General features: G+C 41.4%; 15 protein-coding genes and 2 tRNA genes. 5 read left to right on the forward strand and 12 right to left on the reverse strand.

The genetic code is table 11. From position 1 onward, the window contains the following. On the reverse strand, window positions 1-487 hold a 487-nt coding region (locus tag NWP17_RS02865), incomplete at its 3' end, for an RNA-guided endonuclease InsQ/TnpB family protein (RefSeq protein WP_280653404.1). Between the two features lie 161 nt (window positions 488-648). Then, window positions 649-2,544, reverse strand: coding sequence for a cation:proton antiporter (locus NWP17_RS02870; RefSeq protein ID WP_280653405.1), 1,896 nt, complete (start codon window positions 2,542-2,544; stop codon window positions 649-651). Between the two features lie 394 nt (window positions 2,545-2,938). On the opposite strand from NWP17_RS02870, the gene NWP17_RS02875 reads away from it, so the two are divergent. Then, window positions 2,939-3,011: transfer RNA gene (locus NWP17_RS02875), tRNA-Glu, on the forward strand. Window positions 3,012-3,236: 225 nt separating this feature from the next. Next, a tRNA-Glu gene (locus NWP17_RS02880) sits at window positions 3,237-3,309 on the forward strand. Window positions 3,310-3,376: 67 nt separating this feature from the next. On the opposite strand, the gene NWP17_RS02885 is transcribed toward NWP17_RS02880, so the two are convergent. From NWP17_RS02885 to NWP17_RS02895, 3 genes are all read right to left on the reverse strand, one after another. After that, the gene (locus tag NWP17_RS02885; protein WP_280653406.1) at window positions 3,377-3,985 is read right to left on the reverse strand and encodes an SRPBCC family protein; all 609 of its coding nucleotides are present in this window, start codon (window positions 3,983-3,985) and stop codon (window positions 3,377-3,379) included. After that, window positions 3,954-5,954: a GAF domain-containing sensor histidine kinase gene (locus NWP17_RS02890; protein ID WP_280653407.1), complete on the reverse strand. Its 2,001-nt coding sequence runs from the start codon at window positions 5,952-5,954 to the stop codon at window positions 3,954-3,956. Before NWP17_RS02890 ends, NWP17_RS02885 begins: the two co-directional genes overlap by 32 nt. Window positions 5,955-6,617: 663 nt before the next feature. Then, window positions 6,618-6,953 (reverse strand): hypothetical protein, encoded by a 336-nt coding sequence (locus NWP17_RS02895; RefSeq protein WP_280653408.1) that lies wholly within the window; start codon window positions 6,951-6,953, stop codon window positions 6,618-6,620. 419 nt (window positions 6,954-7,372) lie between these two features. Here NWP17_RS02895 and NWP17_RS02900 point away from each other — a divergent pair, with 419 nt between their 5' ends. Next, complete coding sequence (locus NWP17_RS02900) at window positions 7,373-9,397, forward strand: protein kinase domain-containing protein (protein ID WP_280653409.1); 2,025 nt, start codon at window positions 7,373-7,375, stop codon at window positions 9,395-9,397. Here NWP17_RS02900 and NWP17_RS02905 read toward each other — a convergent pair. From NWP17_RS02905 to NWP17_RS02935, 7 genes are all read right to left on the reverse strand, one after another. After that, window positions 9,374-11,986 carry a chloride channel protein gene (locus NWP17_RS02905; protein WP_280653410.1) on the reverse strand — a complete coding sequence of 871 codons (2,613 nt, stop codon included), beginning with the start codon at window positions 11,984-11,986 and terminating at the stop codon, window positions 9,374-9,376. The genes NWP17_RS02900 and NWP17_RS02905 overlap by 24 nt on opposite strands. Window positions 11,987-12,073: 87 nt before the next feature. Further along, a complete protein-coding gene (locus NWP17_RS02910) occupies window positions 12,074-12,937 on the reverse strand; it encodes a Tab2/Atab2 family RNA-binding protein (RefSeq protein ID WP_280653411.1) in 864 nt (287 codons plus the stop codon). Window positions 12,938-13,198: 261 nt separating this feature from the next. Then, window positions 13,199-14,149, reverse strand: a complete 951-nt coding sequence (accD, locus tag NWP17_RS02915) for an acetyl-CoA carboxylase, carboxyltransferase subunit beta (protein WP_280653412.1) — start codon at window positions 14,147-14,149, stop codon at window positions 13,199-13,201. Window positions 14,150-14,346: 197 nt separating this feature from the next. Continuing rightward, window positions 14,347-15,162, reverse strand: coding sequence for a prepilin peptidase (locus tag NWP17_RS02920; protein WP_280653421.1), 816 nt, complete (start codon window positions 15,160-15,162; stop codon window positions 14,347-14,349). 117 nt (window positions 15,163-15,279) lie between these two features. Beyond that, on the reverse strand, window positions 15,280-15,540 hold the full coding sequence (locus tag NWP17_RS02925; RefSeq protein WP_280653413.1) for a hypothetical protein: 261 nt from the start codon (window positions 15,538-15,540) through the stop codon (window positions 15,280-15,282). A 99-nt stretch (window positions 15,541-15,639) separates the two neighbouring features. Further along, the gene (gene leuB / locus NWP17_RS02930) at window positions 15,640-16,731 is read right to left on the reverse strand and encodes a 3-isopropylmalate dehydrogenase (protein WP_280653414.1); all 1,092 of its coding nucleotides are present in this window, start codon (window positions 16,729-16,731) and stop codon (window positions 15,640-15,642) included. A 90-nt stretch (window positions 16,732-16,821) separates the two neighbouring features. Then, window positions 16,822-17,781: an aldo/keto reductase gene (locus NWP17_RS02935; protein ID WP_280653415.1), complete on the reverse strand. Its 960-nt coding sequence runs from the start codon at window positions 17,779-17,781 to the stop codon at window positions 16,822-16,824. A 150-nt stretch (window positions 17,782-17,931) separates the two neighbouring features. Here NWP17_RS02935 and NWP17_RS02940 point away from each other — a divergent pair, with 150 nt between their 5' ends. Both NWP17_RS02940 and NWP17_RS02945 read left to right on the forward strand, forming a co-directional pair. Next, the gene (locus NWP17_RS02940; RefSeq protein ID WP_280653416.1) at window positions 17,932-19,902 is read left to right on the forward strand and encodes a DNA cytosine methyltransferase; all 1,971 of its coding nucleotides are present in this window, start codon (window positions 17,932-17,934) and stop codon (window positions 19,900-19,902) included. 7 nt (window positions 19,903-19,909) lie between these two features. Beyond that, on the forward strand, window positions 19,910-21,235 hold the full coding sequence (locus tag NWP17_RS02945; RefSeq protein WP_280653417.1) for a hypothetical protein: 1,326 nt from the start codon (window positions 19,910-19,912) through the stop codon (window positions 21,233-21,235). Window positions 21,236-21,575: the final 340 nt, after the last annotated feature.

Genomic DNA, 21,575 nt, shown 5'->3' on the forward strand with positions numbered 1-21,575 from the left:
CACAATCCTTAATCACTGTAACTGAGCTAGGTTGAGACGGTAGGTCTCTTGACCAAATGGGTTTGATATTCCCAATTTTGGCTAGGTACACTACTCCATCTTTTATCGAAAACCCCTGCTTAGTAAACTCTGCTGATTGTGAGTTGGTTTTCTTTTTAAATCTAGGTATCCCAACCTTTTTACCTTTTCTCTTGCCTTTAAGGGAATTGAAAAAGTTTTTGTAAGCAGCATCTAAATACCTAAGAGACTGTTGTAATGGCACTGAAGAAACATCAGATAGCCATTTTCTTTCTTCGGTCTTTTTAGCTTGGGTGAGCATTCCTGAGAGTTTGTTGTACCCAGGCAGCTTTTCAGATTGTTTGCAGAAATGTAGCGCATCATTCCAGACAACCCTTACACAACCATACAACCGAGCTAAACTCTGTTGCTGTTGGTCTGTGGGGTAAAATCTGTACTGATATCTAGCTTTTATGCTTTGTGCTAACATTATGCTAAAATAAATTCTACACTGTTTAAGCAAAAATGACAAGTGGTTTAAGACATGAAAGACATAGTATCTCAGTCCTGTAGCCAAATTCTCTAAAAATGCTATCACTGACAAATATTCCGCATTTTACCTGGATATTGAGAAAGCACCATGCCCTACCATCAATTTTGAGATAACTTTTCAAGTGGTGGTTCTTCCACCTCCGCTAAGGTTTCCACAGACAACCGCGTTGATTGACTACCACCAGATAAACGCTTTAACAGGTTAGGTCGGGGATCATGTAACAAGTAAATAATGCGATCGCCCACTAACCATTCTTGAGTGGCTGGCATCACCTGTAAACGGTTATCGCGTTCTACCAACAATGGAATCAATTCCCCGGTTTTAATTTTTTCTTGGATGCGTTCTTGTTGTTTGATAAATTCGTCATGATTGAGTGTAGTTGTTCCCAGCTTGACCCTGCCATCATTGAGGTACTCATTCCAGGTTTTAATCACCAACTCTGAGGCAAAAGCCTGGTGAACCTTGTGAGTAGGACTGGAACTAGCCTGGGATTTCCGGGGAAAAACTGCCAAAACACGCGGTGGACTGAACTCTTCAGCCGCCCGTTGAGCCAAGACAAAATTCACTTCACCATTATTAGTCATAGCTAAAAAAGTTCCCATAGAACCCAGTCCAGCTTCTTCTAAAACCGAAACATCCAGCGCACTGCTAGAAATCACAGGCACATTTTGATCTGCCGCTCTAGCACAACTTTCGGGATCTGTATCAATCATGACGACTTTTTCTCCCCGTTCTTGGAAGAAACGGGCAACCAACAAACTCAAGGGATTACAACCCACAATCACCGCTCCGGTTGCATCTTTAGAGGTAATGCCTAACCATTGGGCAATTTTTCCAGCTGTTAACCCTTGACAAACCACCGTCATGATAATGGTCAAGAATACTAAAGCTTTAATGGCATCACCACCATTAATACCGCGCTGTGTCAAAGAAATAGCAAACAAAGAAGCTACAGAGGCAGAGACAATTCCCCTGGGAGCTACCCAGCTTAAAAAAAGCTTTTGTCGCCAATTTAAATCACTATTCCAGGTACAGCAAAGAATATTAATAGGGCGAACAATAAACATCAGGACTAAAACAGTCAACAAACTGCCCCAACCCAAGGCAAACACACTAGCAATGGAAAGGTCAGCAGCCAGGAGAATGAATAACACTGACACGCTGAGAATTGTCAGCTGACCTTTAAAGTTTCGCAACAACCGCTCTTCTGGTACTGAAGAGTTAGCAAATACCGCACCAGCAATAACTGTGGTCATGACTCCTGATTCACTGCGAATCGTCTGGGCTAGAGTAAACAGACCCCAAAGAATCGCCAGTACCACCAGATTTTTTAGTTCTGAGGACAGAAAATTGGCACGTTTAAAAATTAAGCTCATCAAGTAGCCACCTGCGGCACCAACAGCCCCACCAACTCCCAAACGCATTAATAAACCGATGATGGCATTGATGGGATCAGCGTCACCATTCATAATCGTGTCCAGGACTACGAAGGCTAGAATAGCTCCTACTGGGTCAATTAAAACTCCTTCTCCCTCTAGAATCGTTGCCACTTGACGATCTACATTGATTTGTTTTAGCAAGGGTCCGATGACAGTGGGACCTGTCACCACGATAATCGAGCCGTACAGAAAAGCTATGTTCCAGGGAAATTCCCCGAGCCAGTGGGCAGCCATACCACCACCAACTAATGTAATTAGTGTTCCCAGGGTGACTAGTAATTGTAGGCTGACTGAAACTCTACCCAATTCTTGTACATCCAGGTTGAGTCCTCCTTCAAATAAGATTATTGCCGTTGCCAGTGCAATAATCACCTCTAGCCCTGTACCCAGTACATGAGGATGTAACCAGCCCAGTCCATCGGAACCAAGCAGAATGCCTAGAAGCAACAACAAGACAATACTGGGTAAGCGGAAGTATGCAGCCAGCACCTGGGCGGCAATGCCTGCAAAAACTACGCTCACCATCTGTAGGGTTATTTCAAAAGATGTTTCCATATCTTAGATTTTGAGCTATGTATTTCAAAATCTTTTGTAAAAATGTAAAAAATGGTAAATACTATCTCTACAGAGTACAACATCACATCCTTCGTCTCTAGTAAATTAGATATTTTTTCCATATTTAGTATTATTATTTACTCCATTTATACAAAATGAGGGAAAAAACTCATGGTGGCTAGGAAATGAAGATTCCTCTGGTTAGTATCAAATACAAGGAAAAATTCAACAGCTACATTAATCGCATCTCATACTGTTGCTTTGTGTGCTGGGTGTACAAATTTTCATGGACTGTATGTATGCCTCGTCCATTTTAGCCTTGAAAAATTTTTTTTGGCAAAGGGGTTGACATCTAGTGAAAAATTAGTTATGTTATAGAGAGTGTGAGTCTTACGCCCTCATCGTCTAGAGGCCTAGGACACCTCCCTTTCACGGAGGCGACGGGGATTCGAATTCCCCTGGGGGTATATAAAAACCATACAACCTATCTGCTGCTTCCACATGAATCAGCCTTTACAAAAGGCTGATTGTTGCTAATTAAAGCGCCTCTACACGCCGATAAATAGCTAGAAGATTTAACCGCAAATCATGGCTATATTCCTCTTCCATTTTAGCCTTGAAAAATTTTTTTTTGGCAAAGGGGTTGACATCTAGTGAAAAATTAGTTATGTTATAGAGAGTCTGAGTCTTACGCCCCCATCGTCTAGAGGCCTAGGACACCTCCCTTTCACGGAGGCGACGGGGATTCGAATTCCCCTGGGGGTATATGGAAGGTGTACAACCTATGTGCTTCCGCAACAATCAGCCTTTGTTGAAGGCTGATTGTTGCTAATTAAAGCGCCTCTACACGCCGATAAATAGCTAAAAGATTTAATCGCAAATCATGGCTAAGGCCACGTTCAATGATGGTAATGGGCATGGTTAGTTTCGGACAAACCTGGATGGTGTAACACAAAATGGTTCCCCTAACCTCTCCCTGACAATAAGGCTCTAAACACCAACTGCCAGAAAAGCCTTTGAAATCTCCCTCCACCATAGAGAAATTAATTGCTGTGGGAAAGTATTCTTCCAAATCCAACACTACACGGGCGCAAAAGTTGAACTTGAGTAAACGCTGAGAACCGATTTGCTCAAGTCGAATACCACCATGAGGATGCTCCAGTAAACAACTTTTACTCAGGTTGGGAATGAAGTCACACAAGGCTTCATAGTCCGTTAAAACTTGCCAAATGCGTTCAACAGGTTGAGGAATCTGGACTTTAGCAGTAATTTTTCTCTGTCTTTCAGCTATCTTCTCAATCCGAACTTCCACATCAGGCAAACCAACTGGATCAACAACTAAGTTATTCTCTAGCTGGATGTCAATATCGGCCAGTCCGGGATCAAAATTTTGGGTGATGTTGTATTGTTCAGTCACTTTGGGAATGTGCTTTGCTTTCATGTTGGGGCAGGGTTAGGGTGAAACAAATATCACTGAGTGGAGAATCTGAGATTTGCATACTCTCAACAGCGATCGCACCATTCAAGTGCTGCACTAAGGATTTAACCAGGGCTAGTCCTAAGCCAGTACCTGGGTGCCAACGTCCTTTACCACGACGAAACTTGTCGAAAATATAGGTGGCCTCCTCTGGAGAAATGGCACGCCCTGTATTGATCACTTTAATAATAACCTGATTCACTTCTGCTTCTAGTTGCTCAAAGCAAAGCAAGCGAATTACAGTATTATGCTCAGAATAGGTATAAGCATTATTTAATAACTCTTGCAAGATACGGTCAAAACTTTCTGGTTCAGTTTGTAATATTAACGGCTTTTTCGGTACATCTACGGTCATAGTTAAACTCTTATCCCCCAGCCTACCCTGAAAAGCAGTACTTAATTCTTGAATTTTGCCATTTAAATCTATGGTCTGACATTGTAAAGGTTGTTGATCTGACTCCAGTTTCTGTAAGGTGAGCAAGTCATTAATTAAGTTGATTTCCTGACTACATTCCTGCTCTAAAATATCTAAGTATCTATGTTGACGCTCCTGTGATATTCCCGGCAAACGTAAATTCTTAATTGACATCAGCATATTTGTCAAAGGATAACGCAAGCGATCGCTGATGTTACTCAAAAATTCATCTTTGAGTTCATTGAGTTCCCGCAGTTGCTCAACATATCGCCTTGTTCTTTCATGTAATTTTGCCTGTAGTTCCAGACTGCTTTTTAATTTTGCCGTCCGCTCATCCACTACAGTTTGTACTTGCCTTAGTGTTTGTGACTCAATTATGGTGTTGCTCATTTGGGCGCAGACCATTTCCACTAGATTTAATTCCGCCCCTTGCCACTGGCGAGGTTGTGCTTGTTGTAACACCACAAATCCTAAAACTTTGCCTTGGTTCTCCAAAGACATTAACAGCACATGAGGTAAAGCCTGAATGGTAAACAATGGGGTAACTTGACCAAATTCCTGGTAATCATCGATGATCACTGGGCTGCCAGACTCAGTAAATACCCGTTGCGACAAACTACACTCAGTGAGGGAAAATGTCTGATCAGCATCAGGTTTAATCGTTGGTGAACATCGGTTCCATTCTGCCACAACAGTGGCTTTGGCTTGAGGAATTTGTGTTTTTGGTTGAACTCTCAACAATGGATCTGTGTACTTGAGCAAGACCAACAAACCCCGATCCACTTCTAATGATTCAGCAGTAGAAGCGATCGCTGACTCCAGCATTTGATTTAACTCTAACTTACTCCGGCTAAGTAAAGTTAATTGCTTAATTAAATTTTGATAGTGGTAAGTTTTTTGTAGCTCCTGATTTTGCCTAGCATTCACCTGGGCTTGTAGAACCTGAGAAAAAGCAATGGCGCAGGACGGCTCTATGTGTTTTAGGAGTTCTTTTTCCGACTCTTGCCAATGGTAGGTCTGGAATTTGAGCAAACAAATCACCCCGTTATTTTTACCTCCCAACCGGGTAGGAATTGCCAAAATCGCTTTGATTGGTAATGGTAAGTATGGAGACCCAACCATCAAACTGTTTTGAATAGTGGAGATGTCTTCCATACTTAATGGTTCACCGGCACATTCCACCAATGGTAAGTCCATCATCACCTGTTGTGGCGAAAACATTTCTCCCGGCTGCTGCATTGCATACTGATCAGACAACCAATGAGCAGCAGTGCTATTACCCACCGCCTCACCAGTAACTGCGGTCAAGCAACAACAGTCAACATTAAAGGTAACTCCCAGCAATTTAGCAATCTCTGGCAGCATCAATGCAGTTACCGAATTATTGGCAATAATCTGGTTAATTGTTTGTACCAAGTAATAAACCAGTTGCTGATACTCCATTCGCTTCACCGGGTGTGATTTTAGCCGCTCCTGGTTATCCAGATATTCTAATGGTAATGATAAATAATTGTTCATTTCTGGCACACTCGCGGATAATTACCCCATTTTTCGTCTACCCAATTTCTTGGCATATCCTTTACCGTTGTTACTTTGCTACACCCTGACAAGTCGCAAACTTTTTTCCCGCTTTCTATTAACTGTTATAGCTATTTCTGCTGCTAATTACCAAGGTAATAGGAGATTTAATTAATGTCTAAACTATTTCTAAATGACTGGTGAAATTCTGCATACAGGTTGTTTCTAATGAACGCTCTACACCTAAACATAAAGTTTTGAAACCTTAAATAATAATTTGGTATTGTTTATAGCAATTTAAATTTATCCGGCAATTTTTCATAGAATTATGCAACAGTAAATATAATTATAATCTTTGGTTTACCACAATTAATGTCTAAAATTAATGTCTAAAATTAATTTACCTTTCCGGCAAAATCTCATAAAATGATCCATTGATATTTAATTAACTTATAACCAGCATATCTAAAACCTAACTATACATAAACCGTATTTTCTCTTGATTTTAGGCATTAGAGCCAGAAATTTAACTGTATTAATACTGTATTTATCCTGGAATTATGTATTTATCACCATAAAATCAGTAAAACTAACTGAATCTTAAATGCAGCCCCCTTTTTTTTTACTACTGAACAAGTGGGCTGCATATACTGGAATAAAAACCTAAGAAGCTAAACTAGCTACACTGAGAGGAACCATATGACCATTCTTTGTTAATCCGAACAGCATTGGTTCTTGGGGTTGAATTAATTGACCTGTAAGTACACAATGCTGTTCTTGCATAGCTGTACCAGCAATACTTGCTCGAATATCAGCCCGGGAAAATCGGGGTTTCCACTCAGCTGATTTTTGTTGTACATAATTCCAGAGGATATCTCGGATCAAGGCTTGATATCCCTGATTACCGGCTATTTCTTTGAGTTTATTTTTCAGTTCCCGTTCGAGACGGATGCTGGTAACTTGCATGTCGGTGGTGGGAGTGTGTGGTATTGTAGGCATGACTTGTACTCCTTGAAGGTATGGACATTATGGTAATACAAGTGTAGTATGTTTATAGTATTTATTAAACAAGTGAGATACGATTGAAATACACATGGGAATGTCCATTGTGGTGGTGAAAGTTTTTCCCCAGTTTCATCCATTGAGGTATTTTTGCATCAACTTTGGCAAAAAGCCCGGGCTGGTAATTGTGTCATGAGCGAGTAGTATGATTCAATGGGGCAAAATTTCTTTTATGGGTATTTTTTGCTCAAGCACAATGGCAAAAACAATATAATAGAGTATGATCGCTAGAAACATGATCAACTCAGCAGCTCTTGTAAGTTACTGCAAAAAAACCGGAAAGCATTTACCTAAATTTACATGAGCGCCGGGGAACAAATTAACATAATTTCCTGTGCAGTCGCGCCTCTTGGATAATGATCTGCTGCTTAAATCCCGACTGCCCAAACCCCCTAAATCCTGATCAACAGAAGTTATGCCGAACTTGTAGCACCCCTTTGGTGCCACTTTTGCGAAATCGCTTCCGTGTCATTCGCGTGCTTTCTGATGAGGGGGGATTTGGCAGAACTTATTTATCCGAAGATACAGATAAACTCAATGAACGTTGTGTGATCAAACAATTAGCGCCAAAATTTCAAGGAACTTGGTCTCACAAGAAAGCAGTAGATTTATTTGCCTCAGAAGCAAAGCGTCTACAAGAACTAGGAGAACATCCACAAATCCCAACTCTGTTAGCTTATTTTGAACAGGAAAATTGTTTATATCTAGTACAACAGTTTGTCAATGGGCAGAACCTGTTAAAAGAGTTGCAACGGCGAAAAATTTATAAACCAGGGGAAATCCAAGCAATATTAGAGCATTTATTGCCTGTGATCAAGTTTGTCCATGACCGTGGTGTGATTCACCGCGACATCAAACCAGAAAATATTATCCGCCGACACGGTGACGGACGATTAAGCTTGATCGATTTTGGTTCTTCCAAGCAATTAACAGCGAGAGTACAAAGGAAAAATGGCACATCCATTGGTTCTCATGGTTATTCCCCTCTAGAACAAATTAGAGACGGTCAAGCTTACCCCGCTAGCGATTTATTTGGTTTGGGTGCTACCTGCTTTCATTTGTTGACGGGAATTTCCCCATTTCAGTTGTGGATGGAATATGGCTACGCCTGGGTGAATAATTGGCGGCAATTCTTACGCACTCCTTTAAGTGCAGAATTAGATTATGTTCTTGATAAATTATTAAAAAAAGATATTCAGGAACGTTATCAATCAGCAGATGAAGTGATGAGAGATTTGATACCAAAACAGCCACTAGCACTACCACCAGCTACTGCGATTGTCAAACCATCAGTAACTGAGATTTCTTCTTTGCCAATCAAATATACCTTACTCAGAAATCTAGTCTTGGTATTTGCTTTGATTCTTCTGTTTGGTATTGAAGATTCTTGGTATGAGCAATTTCGCCGTGTTCAGGGTGTTTTATTTTCTCGGCTGAATCAATATCGTAGTAGTCCGTCTGAGTCAGTTAACCTTTCTTTGGCTAAAGTCCTCCCTGGTCATCAAGATTTGGTTTCGTCTGTAGCTATCAGTCCGGATGGCCAGATTTTTGTTAGCAGTGGCGATCGCATCATTAAAGTATGGAATCTGTCCACCGGCAAAGAAATCACCACTCTCAAAGGTCATCTGCAAAAAGTAAATGTAGTAGTGATCAGCCCTGATGGGCGCACTTTGGTTAGTGGTGCTGATGATCAAACCATCAAAATATGGGATTTAGTAACTGGTGAGTTGATCCGCACACTCAGGGGACATTCTGATTCAATTCACGCTTTAGCTATCACCCCGGATGGTAGGACTTTGGCTAGTGCTAGTGATGATCATACTATTAAACTGTGGAATATAACTACGGGAAGGTTGACAAACACACTCACCGGCCATACATCTTGGGTGCGTTCATTGGCTATGAGTGGGGATGGTATGACCCTTGCTAGTGGGGGTTTTGACAAAATTATTAATCTTTGGGATGTGAATAAAGCAATTCCGCTCGGTACACTGGGGGAAGATGGGGAAACAGTCACTGATGTTGCTTTTAGTGCTGATGGTCTGACTCTGGCTAGTGCTACCCGCGATCGCACCATTAAATTTTGGAATTTAGCCACCCAAAAAAATACCTACACTTTGGCGGAAAATTCGGAAACTGTCACAGATGTTGCTTTTAGTCCAGATGATCAATTGCTGGTGAGTGGTAGTCGTGATGGCACTATTACACTTTGGAACTTACTCACATGGCAAAAAATACGTACAATCACGGCACACAGGGATACTGTAACATCTATTGCCATCAGCCCCGATGGTCGGACTTTTGTTACTGCTGGTGAAGATAATAATATGATGATTTGGCGGGTGTCTCCTCCATCATTAACTAATCGGTCCCCTAACTAAAATTACCGTGCAGTCTACACCAGAGGCGATGGCTTCGGGAATATTACCTTGAACCGCTTGCTGTAATAATCCCTCACGAGAAGCCCCCACCACCACAACATCATAATTTTCTGTTTTCACCAAATTAATCACTCCTTCAGCTACAGAATCAGCCTCTATGGGAATAGCATCTATATTGCTGGCTATTTTGCGTTGACGCATTAATAACCGGATAGCTTGTTCTAAAACTATCATCTCTGGTGGAAATTGAGATGGTTTAAATACTTGTGTCAGACGAATGTAAGGATTATGCCCCAAAGTTACCAAGGCTGGTAATAATTTAATTGCTGCTCTGGCATTGGGACCCCCTGCCATTGTTACTAACCAACGGTTAAACTGGGGGATTGGCTGATGTTGACTTTCACCCAGTTTTACTAGCATCACATCGCAGGTGGCCTGGCGAATGATTTTATCTACAGTGTTGCCAAAAATCCTTCCTGGGGTAGAAGTTTCACCTTTCCACCCCATTAAAATCAGGTTTATGTGTCGTTCTTTGATGGTTTCCAATATAGCCTGGGCGGCTTCATGGGCCAGTCTAATTTGGGTGTGTAGGGGAATTCTCCATTTTTTGGCTAAATTTTCTGCTTGGCGTAGTAAGCGGCGACTTTTAGCTGTTCTAACTGATGTTTCTGATGGTGATTGGTGCGGGGGTACTAATATTATTTGCAGACACTCTATTTCATAGTGGCGATCGCTGGCAATAGCTGCTGCTATTTGTAAGAGGATGGGGGCTGTTTCTGGATTGGCTATTGGGACTAATAATCTCCCCCTGCCTAGATTGGGTGATCGCGTTTGATAAACTACATAAGAGGGTTCTTTTTGTGACTCTGGGGCAAAGTTGCCATAATTAAGATGTTCTGCTTGAGCGCGGATAATATCAGCACGGGTAATGATCCCAATTAATTTTCGTGCTTCTACCACTGGTAAGCGGCTGATGTGATAACGGTCTAATAAGTACAGTACATGACTGAGGTTATGTCTAGGTTTGACTGTGATGGGGGAATGGTTCATAATATCCCTTAACCACAGTTGGTTTGATGGCTGAGTGTTGCCATGCCTAGTAACTAAATCTGATTGGGCAATAATTCCCACTAGCTTACCCTCCTCCACCACTGGAAAGCCGCGATGATGGGAACGAGAAAATACCTGCATGGCTTCTTCTAAGGTCATATCTGCATCTAGGGTTTCTACTCGGCGCTGCATCACATCATTTGCTGTTAACTTTCTTAATATCCCTTCAGTAGAAACACCCTGAGTAATAGTGATGCCTTTGAGTTGCAAAAGTTTGTTATACAAAGATCCCGGCATGACTTTATCAGAAACTAAGTAAGCAGCTACAGATACAATCATCAAAGGTAGTACTAGATTAAAGTCTGTAGTCATTTCAAACACAATCACAATGGCTGTGATTGGTACTTTTGAAACAGCGCTAAAAAAACCTCCCATACCCGCCAAGGCGTAAGTAGTGGGAGAATCCACTGGCAAGAAATAAGAAGAGGATACACCAACCAAGTGTCCTAGGCAAGAACCCAAAATCAGACTAGGAGCAAATAACCCCCCAGGCGCACCTGAACCAAAAGCAATTAAGGTGAGAATAAATTGAGATAAAAAAGCGATAGCGGCAACTGATATATTAGCTTCACTAATAATCATGTACTCCCTTAAGCCAGCATAGTTACGGAAATATTCAGGCAGCATTGCCACGACTGAGCCGGAAACGAAACCAGCTAGAGCCATTTTGATCGGTAATCCGAGGTGTAATTTTTGATAAATTCTGATACTAGCAATGACACCACGATTAAATACAGCACCCAGTAACCCTGCTAAAATTCCTAGTAGCAAAAAAAAAGGAATTTCTGGCAAAGTAAAGTGAGTTACATATTTTACTAATTCCAAATCTACTTGTAAACTCCCGCCCCCCAACAGCCTGGATATTACGCCACCAATAAAAGAAGCGATAATGGCAGTTCCTAAAGTTATTCCTGATAAATCGTGGAGTAATTCCTCTACTATAAACAGTACACCAGCAAGGGGAGCATTGAAAGCAGCAGCTAAACCAGCACCAGCACCAGCAGCGATCATTTGTCGTCGATGATCTGGAGAAGTAGGAACCCAGCGACTCATACCAGCGGCCAAACCAGCCCCCACATGAACCGTTGGTCCTTGTCGCCCCAGACTCATCCCTGAACCTAGGGTAATGATGGCACTGATTAACTTCACAGCAGCCACTCGCCAGGATAATGTAATTGGCACATTGGCGAGAGTGGCTTTAACTTGGGGGATACCGCTACCCGAAGCTTCGGGAGCAAATTTATTCACTAACCAACCAGCTATAAACCCAAAAGTCATACCAACAGTGGGTAAAACTAGCCAAACTGGTACAGTTTGGCTGGTTTGCACTCGCCATGTCCCCAACCATCCCGACCCCACTTTCAGGAATACCGCAGAAAGGGCAGCTACAAGACCAATAATACAAGCTTCGGCGATGGCTAAACCTCTTGTGGGTTGCAACCAGAGGCGAAAGCGCTGATTCAAACCAAAAAGCGCCATGATAATTAGCAATTAATCATATTCAAACAACTAGGGTGCAAATGGGATAATTTTCTAGCGATCGCCTATGGCGGTTACGTGCCATACTTAAGCAAAATTAAAATCTTTGAGCAGCCAAAATCCTGTAAAAGAGTCTGCTTGGGGATCGGACTGGATACCAATAAAATGCACCCCATTAGCTTGTTGTTTGGCTTTTTCATATTCTTGAGCCTTCACTAAAGTTTGCGGGTTCTTGATATTGGCCAAAATCCAACTTTCACTAGCACCAGTTTCTAAAATTAGTCTATCCCCCTGCTGACTATCAAAGTTTAAACAAGCCAATTCCAAACCCGACATCCACCCTGCTATGGGTAAAGCCCTGGGAGAGAAAATTAAAACACCGGGAATAGAAGTTTCCGGGGATATATTAGCCAATTCCAGAGGAAAAGCTTCACCAAAACCAATTTCCCATTCTGGCATTTCCGCAAATTCAGCGGCTGATAAGCTGACAAACACCCACTGCTGACCTTCTAAAGCATCTGGTAACCGTTGGGGTAAAGGATTATCTAAGCGCACGGAAGGATTAGTTCCTTCTTGATAACCTGGTGCTTGAGGATAAACTTCTACCATTCGCTGTTTTAACCATTGATGGAGAACTAAAATGCGGCGACTCGGTTGGGCTGGGATACTTATATCCTGACAAGCTTTAGTAATCATATTATTCATTTGACGGCGGAAAAAGCGGATTTTAACTGGGGTCTCCCCAGCTTGCTCAATGGCTTCCTCTAAAGCTTTCCGCAACCAAACGGAGTTTACCTGAGTGCTGGGACAATACTTAGCATAACGAAACAAAGATTCCGGTTTGGTGCGAATATCCCCAGGACTTTGACAAACTAACAGTTCCCAAACTTTTTTGTGGTTTTCGTCCAAAATAGGACGGGAGTAAAAATCGAGTTCCCAAATACTACCCATGTTTTGCCGTAAGATGTTGGCGACTTCATATTCTCTATCTTGACACTCCCGGTCTTAATTGAAGCAAGTTGTAACAACAAGCATCAGAAATACTCTAATACTCTTGGCTAGCTTGTGGTTTCCCACCAACCCACTAACATTTAAGTCTTCCCAGACTATCTGAGCTTTAGCAGGGAACATGGAACAGTCCAAAATCTCAATCTCAAAAAATTAGGGGCGTAGAATACGCCCCTAAATAACAGACAGGAAAATTACTTTTAATTATTCAACCACAGCAGAACTAAAACTCATGGTTTCCCACAGCATCATTGAGTGGGTGCTGGGTAGGGGTTGGTGCAAGGCAATCAACTGGGCTAGAGTATTCTTTAATTGGGTACGGGGTACAATCTCATCTACAAAACCATGTTTTAACAAGTCTTCTGCGGTTTGAAAATCTTCTGGTAGTTTTTCTCGCAGGGTTTGTTCAATGACGCGGCGACCTGCAAAACCAATGGTTGCTTTGGGTTCTGCCAAAATAACATCTCCCAACATGGCAAAGCTGGCGGTAACGCCTCCTGTGGTGGGGTTGGCTAATACGGGAATATATAGTAGTCTGGCTTGACGATGACGTTCTAAAGCGCCAGAGATTTTAGCCATTTGCATTAAGGACAGCATCCCTTCTTGCATTCTCGCCCCACCGGAGGTACAGACAATCACCACAGGATAACGGCGCTGAGTTGCTTGCTCAATCAACCGGGTGAGTTTTTCTCCCACTACTGAACCCATACTACCACCCATAAAGCGGAAGTCCATCACTCCCAGGGCTATGGGTAAACCGTTGATTTCACCCAGACCGGTTTTAACTGCATCCACTAAACCCAGTTTGTTTTCCATTTCCCGGAGTCGATCGCTGTAAGGTTTGCGATCGCGAAATTGCAGGGGGTCTGTGGGGCGCAGATGTTCATCTATGGCTTCCCAGGTATTTATATCTATCAACTGGCGGATACGCTCGTCGCTATCCACTCGATTATGATGTCCACATTCAACACAGACCATCTGGTTAGATTTCAAGTCTTTTGCATAGGACAATACGCCACATTGAGGACACTTGTGCCACAATCCATCAGCAATTTCCCGTTCTCGGCGTTCCAAGTTGGTAGATCCTGATTTTCGTCGGTTTGCAAACCAGTCGAACAGAGACTTTAAACCACGTGATTCTTCGTTACTTGCCATTTTTATCTTTTTTTTAATTGGATGTCAATTTAGTTTTGTGCAAATGCCAATAAGACCCCATTTTAACTTTAGATTCTTTCACTGTAAGTTCACTCAAGGACTCCTCCGTGAGGACATTTATAAGTCCATCTTACCAAAATGTAAAAGAAGCATGAAGTAATCTGTATTACAAATGGAGAAAACACTTAGAGAAAAACTTAGAGAAAAAATAATCCCAGGTAGGTAGACAAAATACCTTCACCAGTAAATAAGGTGATGATTGCTCCCATAGCCAAAAAAGGGCCAAAAGGTATTTTTTGTCCCATTTGTTGCTTTGATAGTACCATTGCCCCCCCAGCCACTATTACACCCACCACACAAGCAATAAAACTAGCCACAAGTAAATACTTCCACCCTAACCAAGCCCCCATCATGGCTGCTAATTTAGCATCACCAGCCCCCATAGCAGTTTTACCCAAGGCCAGAGAAGCAAATATAGCGATAGCATCAAATAGCCATAATCCTAGTACAGCGCCCCCAATACCCATAATTAGGTGATTCAATAATCCCACCCAACCCCCATGGAGAAAAAAACCCACGGCCATTTGAAAGCAAATCCCCACCACTAAACCAGATTTAGTTAATACATTAGGTAGGGTCATTGTATCCAGGTCAATCAGGGCTAAGGCCAACAGCCAACCGGAAAAAGCCCAGTAACCTACTGTCAAAATAGAAGCTTGAAACTGCCAAAATATCAGCAAAAAAATTATACCCGTTATCCCTTCCACCACCGGATAACGGATGGATATCTTAGTTTGACAATAACGGCATCGCCCTTTTAAATATACCCATGCCAGCACGGGGACATTATCATAAGCTTTGAGCTTGGTTAAGCAACGGGGACAGCGAGAAGCCGGCCACAACACAGATAGCCGAGCGGGTAGCCGATAAGCTACAACATTGATAAAGCTGCCAATAGATACACCCATAGCCAAGGTAACGATACTCGCCGGGACGACTATCAAAATGTTCATATAGTCTTTTGTCATTTTCCATACACTAGTTTAGTCTTTAGTTTCTGTGTCCACAAAAACCTGAAGACATTTTTACAGAGTGTAGGTCTTTGAGAAAAGTTTATCCATCCCCAAGGGTTAATACATATGTGATTCAATGAGACTTAACGGTATAAAACATTCCTGGGGTAAAAGCACTGGTTGGTGAGTAAAAATCACTTTACCCCGCAGAGTAACTTGGTTAATTGCCACTCCCGAAGGTTGTCCAGCTATTTCTGGATGTACTTCACAGTGAATGTAATAAATCTGCCCGGCTGCTCTGATGAGGGCTGGATCAATCAAAGCTGACTGGTTTTTAGGGGCAGTGTATTTTGCCTGTTCTTGTCGTAATGCTTGCACTATCGACTGTTATATGATTACTAGATTTGTTTTTAGTTTATCGGATACATTCAAAAAATGTTGCCAAAATGCCAAATTTAGGAAACTATATTTATGAGCCTATGCCGATTTTGCCAATGCTTTAATTAATGATTCTCCCATGGACTGGCAACTTAAGAGATTCATTCCTGGCGACATAATATCACCCGTGCGATCGCCCTGGGCTAAAACTTGTAAAACGGCTTGTTCTATTTTGTCTGCTGCTTGGGGCTGATTTAAACCATAGCGTAACATCATGGCTGCACTCAATACCTGAGCCAGAGGGTTGGCTTTATCTTGTCCGGCGATATCCGGGGCTGAACCGTGGACTGGTTCAAATACACCAGGACCAGAAGCGCCTAAACTGGCTGAAGGTAACATCCCAATACTACCAGTGAGCATGGCAGCAGCATCGGAAAGGATATCACCAAATAAATTACCAGTGACTATGGTGTCAAATTGCTTCGGTGCGCGTACTAACTGCATGGCGGCATTATCTACATATAAGTGAGATAGTTCCACATCAGGATATTCCTGGGCTAATTGAGTCATGCGATCGCGCCACAGTTGTGATACTTCTAATACATTGGCTTTATCTACAGAACATAGCTTTTTACCTCGTTTACGGGCTGCTGCAAAGGCGACTCGCCCAATGCGATCAATTTCTGATTCAGTGTAAACCATGGTATTAATACCGCGTTTTTCTCCGGTATCAGTAGTGAAAATGCCCTTGGGTTTACCAAAATAAATACCACCTGTGAGTTCCCGCACCACCATAATATCTACCCCGGTCACAACTTCTGGTTTTAAACTAGAAGCGTCGATTAACTGGGGCAAAATTTGGGCTGGACGGAGATTAGCAAATAATTCTAATCCAGCCCGCAATGCTAATAAACCTGCTTCTGGGCGTAAATGGGATGGTAGAGAGTCCCACTTATAACCACCAATAGCCGCTAGTAACACAGCGTCACTATGGCGACAAGTTTCCAGGGTGATAGATGGTAGAGGTTCTCCTGTAGCGTCAATTGCTGCACCGCCAATTAAAGCGGGTAAAAATTGAAATTCCAGATCAAATTGCTTACCGACAACTGTTAGCACATCTACCGCTACGGTCATAATTTCAGGGCCAATGCCATCGCCAGGGAGTAGAGTAATACGGTAGTTTTGGGTCATGGTTAATTTAGGGTAAATGCTGGTAGATTCAATATCATAATATGAGTAAGGGGAATAGGGAACGGGGGAGAAGCGAAGTACCCGCCATAACTACCAATTCCACATCACAGCATCTTGGTCTAAATGATCAGTGACCATGCGTCCAATGGTATCTATTTGTGCCAGTTCCTCCGGGGATAATTGAACATCAACAGCGTGGGCGTTGTCTTCTGCTTGCTGAGGATAACGCGCTCCAGCAATGGCGCTGGTTTGGGGCTGGGCAATTAACCAAGCTAATGATAATTGAGCTAGGCTACAATTATGACGGGCTGCTATGGGGCGCAACTTTTCTAGAGCTTGGTGGGCCAGTTCAAAGTTTTCTCCTTGAAATAATTTATTTTTAGCCCGGTTGTCTTCAGGGTCAAACTGATGACCGGGGGCAAATTTCCCAGTTAATAATCCCTGGGCTAAGGGTGAATAAGCTAGAATAGAAATATTATTTTCTATGCAATAAGCCATAGCATCTTGTTCTACTGACCGCCAAAATAAAGAATAAGGCGGTTGTAGGCTGTCTATAATTCCATACTGAGCGGCCTCTGCTAACTGAGTCCGGGAAAAGTTAGAAACACCAATAGAGCGGATTTTTCCTTGGTCTTTGAGTTGATTTAAAGCCGCCATGGTTTCTTCAATGGGAACAACTTCTGAGTTAAAAGACCCAGAAGGCCAATGTATTTGGTATAGGTCGATATAGTCAGTTTGGAGATTTTTTAAAGAGCGATCGCAGGCTGCTATAACTAAATCATACTTGAGATGATTAGCAAAAACTTTAGAAGCATACACCACGCGATCGCGCACATCGGATAAAGCCGCGGCTATGATTTGTTCTGAGTGTCCTTGTCCATAGATTTCCGCAGTATCAATGGTAGTAATACCAGCTGCAAAGGCGGCGCGGATAGTGTTAATGGAATCAGTATCTTTAATTCCCGTCCACATAGTTTTACCAGCTTGCCAAGTCCCCATCAAGATGGGCGTAATTTCAATGTCTGATCTACCTAGTTTGCGCTTTTCCATAATTTTTTCCTGGCGAATATGTGGTAATACTTGCTAATTTACCAGTTTTGGCTAAAAATTAAATCTGAGTAACGGTAGATAGTTAGGAATTACTGCCACTGACTTTTGTGTACTAAAATCAAGGTTATGTAGTTGATTTTTCTGGTTACCATGGAACAACTGTCTCTTGCTCTTGAACTACTTCACTGTGAACCAGCTAATATAAATTGGTTTCAAAATATCTTAACTGCTCTTGAGATGAGACAAGAGGCTGCATGGCCTGACAATTTTGGTAAATCTCTTCGTCAATATTTACAGCGACAGGGCATTTCTCCAGTAAAAACCCTTAGCTTATTTTCTGGTGGTGGTGGGCTGGATATTGCATTTCATGATTCTGGATTTCAGATCCTCCAGATGGTTGAACTAAAAGATAAATACATTGAGACACTGGAAAAAAACTCGAAATCAGGAAAGTGGCTAGAAGGTTCTCAGCCCATTTGCATGGATATAATACACTATTCACCTGATCCTGATCTCAAAGTGGATTTTATTATTGGGGGACCACCATGCCAAACTTTTTCTGCGGCTGGACGTAGAGCCGCCGGTGTAATGGGAACAGCTGATACTAGAGGAAGATTATTTGAAGAATATGTCCGTATTTTAAATATACTTCAACCTCAAGGATTTTTATTTGAAAATGTATACGGAATTACTGGTGCCAACAAAGGAGCAGCTTGGCAAGCGATTCAATCAGCTTTTCAAGCAGTTGGATATAACATTTACTTTCGTATTCTAGATGCTGCTGACTATGGTGTTCCTCAGCATCGTGAGCGTTTGTTTATTGTTGGCTTGAAACAAGGAAGATATTTATTTCCATATCCCACCCATGGACTAGACTCACTTGATCACCAACCATATTACTCCGCCGCCGAAGCTGTGGAAGGTGCAGCTATTTCCGATTTAGAATTAGGCTTAGGCGGACGATTTGGTTATTTACTTGATGATATTCCACCAGGGCTTAACTACAGTTTTTATACCAAAAAGATGGGTTATCCTCAGCCGATTTTTAGTTGGCGAGCAAAATTCTCTGACTTTCTTTATAAAGCAGATCCTGACACTCCAGTACGAACAATTAAGGCTCAAGGTGGACAATATACCGGTCCTTTTAGTTGGAAAAATCGCAGATTTTCTGTTTCAGAATTAAAACGCTTACAAACTATTCCTGATGAGTATGAAATAGTTGGTAACAGACAAGTTGCCATTGAACAAATTGGTAATTCAGTTCCTCCCCAATTAGGAAGAATTTTAGCCCTCAGCATCTTAGAGCAAGTCATGGAGGTTAAATTACCTTTTGACATAGCTTATTTGCCTGAAAATAAACAATTAGGTTTCAGAAAACGTAAGAAATCATTAACACAGGTTTACTTTCAAAAAGCCCAATTAGCAATTAATGAATTATATAAACAAGGAAAAATAAAATCAGATATTTATGAGAAAAACGAAGTATGTGTTAGATTTTTATCTATGGATAATTTTTCATTGACAGAAGAACCAGTGTCTAACTGCTTCAAAATTTACTTAAACTACAAATTAAATTCTTCCGCTTGGATAATTACAGCAAGCACTAATGGAAATTGGGAAGAACCATGTCAATTTTTTATTGATGTTAATCCTTCATCTGGTTATGATGACTGGGTTCTTGGTACTAACTCAGTTAAGCTATGTGCTAAACAATTGAGTACACAGGTCTTTACATCTCTTTGGAAAGCTTTTGAAGAAAAATTGAACGAAGCTACAGGCCAAGCAGATTTAGTCCAGTTATCTGGGTATTATCAGTATAATGCTCATATCATCGGTGTGATGAACTTTTGTATCCAGTCAAAAATTAATTCTCTTTGGCGTGTAGTTCAATGTGTCACTAGAGGGATCACTACTTCTGCTCAACTCAAGTCCAAAGAATTTGCACAGCATTGGGGTGTTAATGAAGAGGATGTATTTCCTCACCTCCAATCTCTAAGAGCTATGGGCTACGAGGTCAGAAGTCATAATACAAATCCCCAAATTCCTGTAGGTGAGTATCTAATTCCCTATGCTTTCCCTACACTAAATCCAAGAAGTGTTCAACTCCGTAAGATTTTGTAGCTGCATTATGAGTGAATTACATTTAAGAGTTTATGCTAATCGAAGCGAATTGATTCTTCCTGATGGTACAGTTCAAGTATTTGATGAAGGAGGAATGAGTCAAGCAGCAAAAGCACGATATAAAAAGATAACAGGAGAGTTAGCCAACGGTTATCTAGAAACTCAAATTTTAGCTTGTAGAGATGACTCCGAGCATCTTGATTTTTCTGAATTAACGCCAGTCAATAAACATCTCTTAGATAGACTAGTTCAATCAGTGACTAGTGAAGTTGGTCGAGCATTAGTCGGGCTGACTATATTACAACTATGCGTTAAGTCAATTGAACCAGAGCAAAATATTAGGTTGCATAAAGGTAGCGCAAAAACTAAAGATTTTTCTTGGCGCGATGGAATCTCAATGCGTTCTCTTGATAAGAAGTACATTACACCTGTACTACGAGAATATGAATTACTAAGGCTAAATGCTGATGGGATTTTTATGACGCGCAGCTTGGCGGAAAATTATCCATATTCAATGGTATACAAAGCTAATATACGCGGTGCGCGTTCTGAATGGGTAAACCTGGTTGAAGAAATCGAAACAGGTCAAATAGCTGCTGATATTGCATTACGATATCTTTTGTTACAATTACTTAATCAGACAGCCAATTTTAAAAAACTAGCTTCCCAGGTTATTGATCAGCTTAGTATCTTTTTGTCAAGAAAAGTCATCAATCAAGAAACTGCATTTAGTCTCATTCTTGATCACATCAACCAATCTGATTATGCTGCTCGATTAATGGAAATTGCTATGCATAGTTTGATGCAAGCAATGCAAGATTATCAGGTTTTTCCCAATAGCTTCCTTAAACCCCTTTCACAAATGCGGTCAGCCAATAAAAAGCATGGAAATGTTGGTGATATTGAGCTTGTGGAAGATAGACAAATTGTGGAAGCTTGGGATGCTAAATATGGCAAATCATATCTGAGAGATGAGATTGAAGAGTTGTCAGAAAAATTGGAGTTACATCCCGCTATCCAACGGGCTGGGTTTGTTACAAGTGTTGAACCTGAAAGACTTGATGAGTTACAGCCCAGATGTGCAGAAATTGAGGATTTTTATACAATATCTTTAGAAATTTTAACTTTTGCACAGTGGATTAAACAACAGTTTGAACGCGCATTGACAGATGAAGCAGCATCAGAACCAGAACTTGCTGTAGCTTGGATTACGGCATACACAGAGTCTTTGGCACAGCAACGCAGAAACATCGCACCAATTGATGAGCCTTGTTACCAGTGGTTATTAAACATGAACAACATCTTAACTAAATCCCACATCCCAAATCTTTAAATATTCTCTCATGGCTAGTTTAGTTAATCTAATGTTTATCGTACTGCTGTACTAGTTTAGTTTTTAGAGTGATCAAACTCTTGTGGAGTGTATTGTTCTCTATTTCTTGACTATAGAGCATTTGTTAAACAAGCGGGATAGAAATGTAAATGATCGTCTTGTAGTGCGAGCATCCCTCGACTATACTGCCACTGCTTTCCTCAAGATGTACGTCACTTGGTCTAAATTTGTAATATATGCCTAAATCGTAGTCATTGCTACATACACTCACCACAACTGTAGTTACTATGAGAAAAATCTTACTTACTCAGAATTACCAATCACAGCAATACCAACAGTA

The organism is Chrysosporum bergii ANA360D (assembly GCF_029891735.1).
Classification (GTDB): Bacteria; Cyanobacteriota; Cyanobacteriia; order Cyanobacteriales; family Nostocaceae; genus Umezakia; species Umezakia bergii.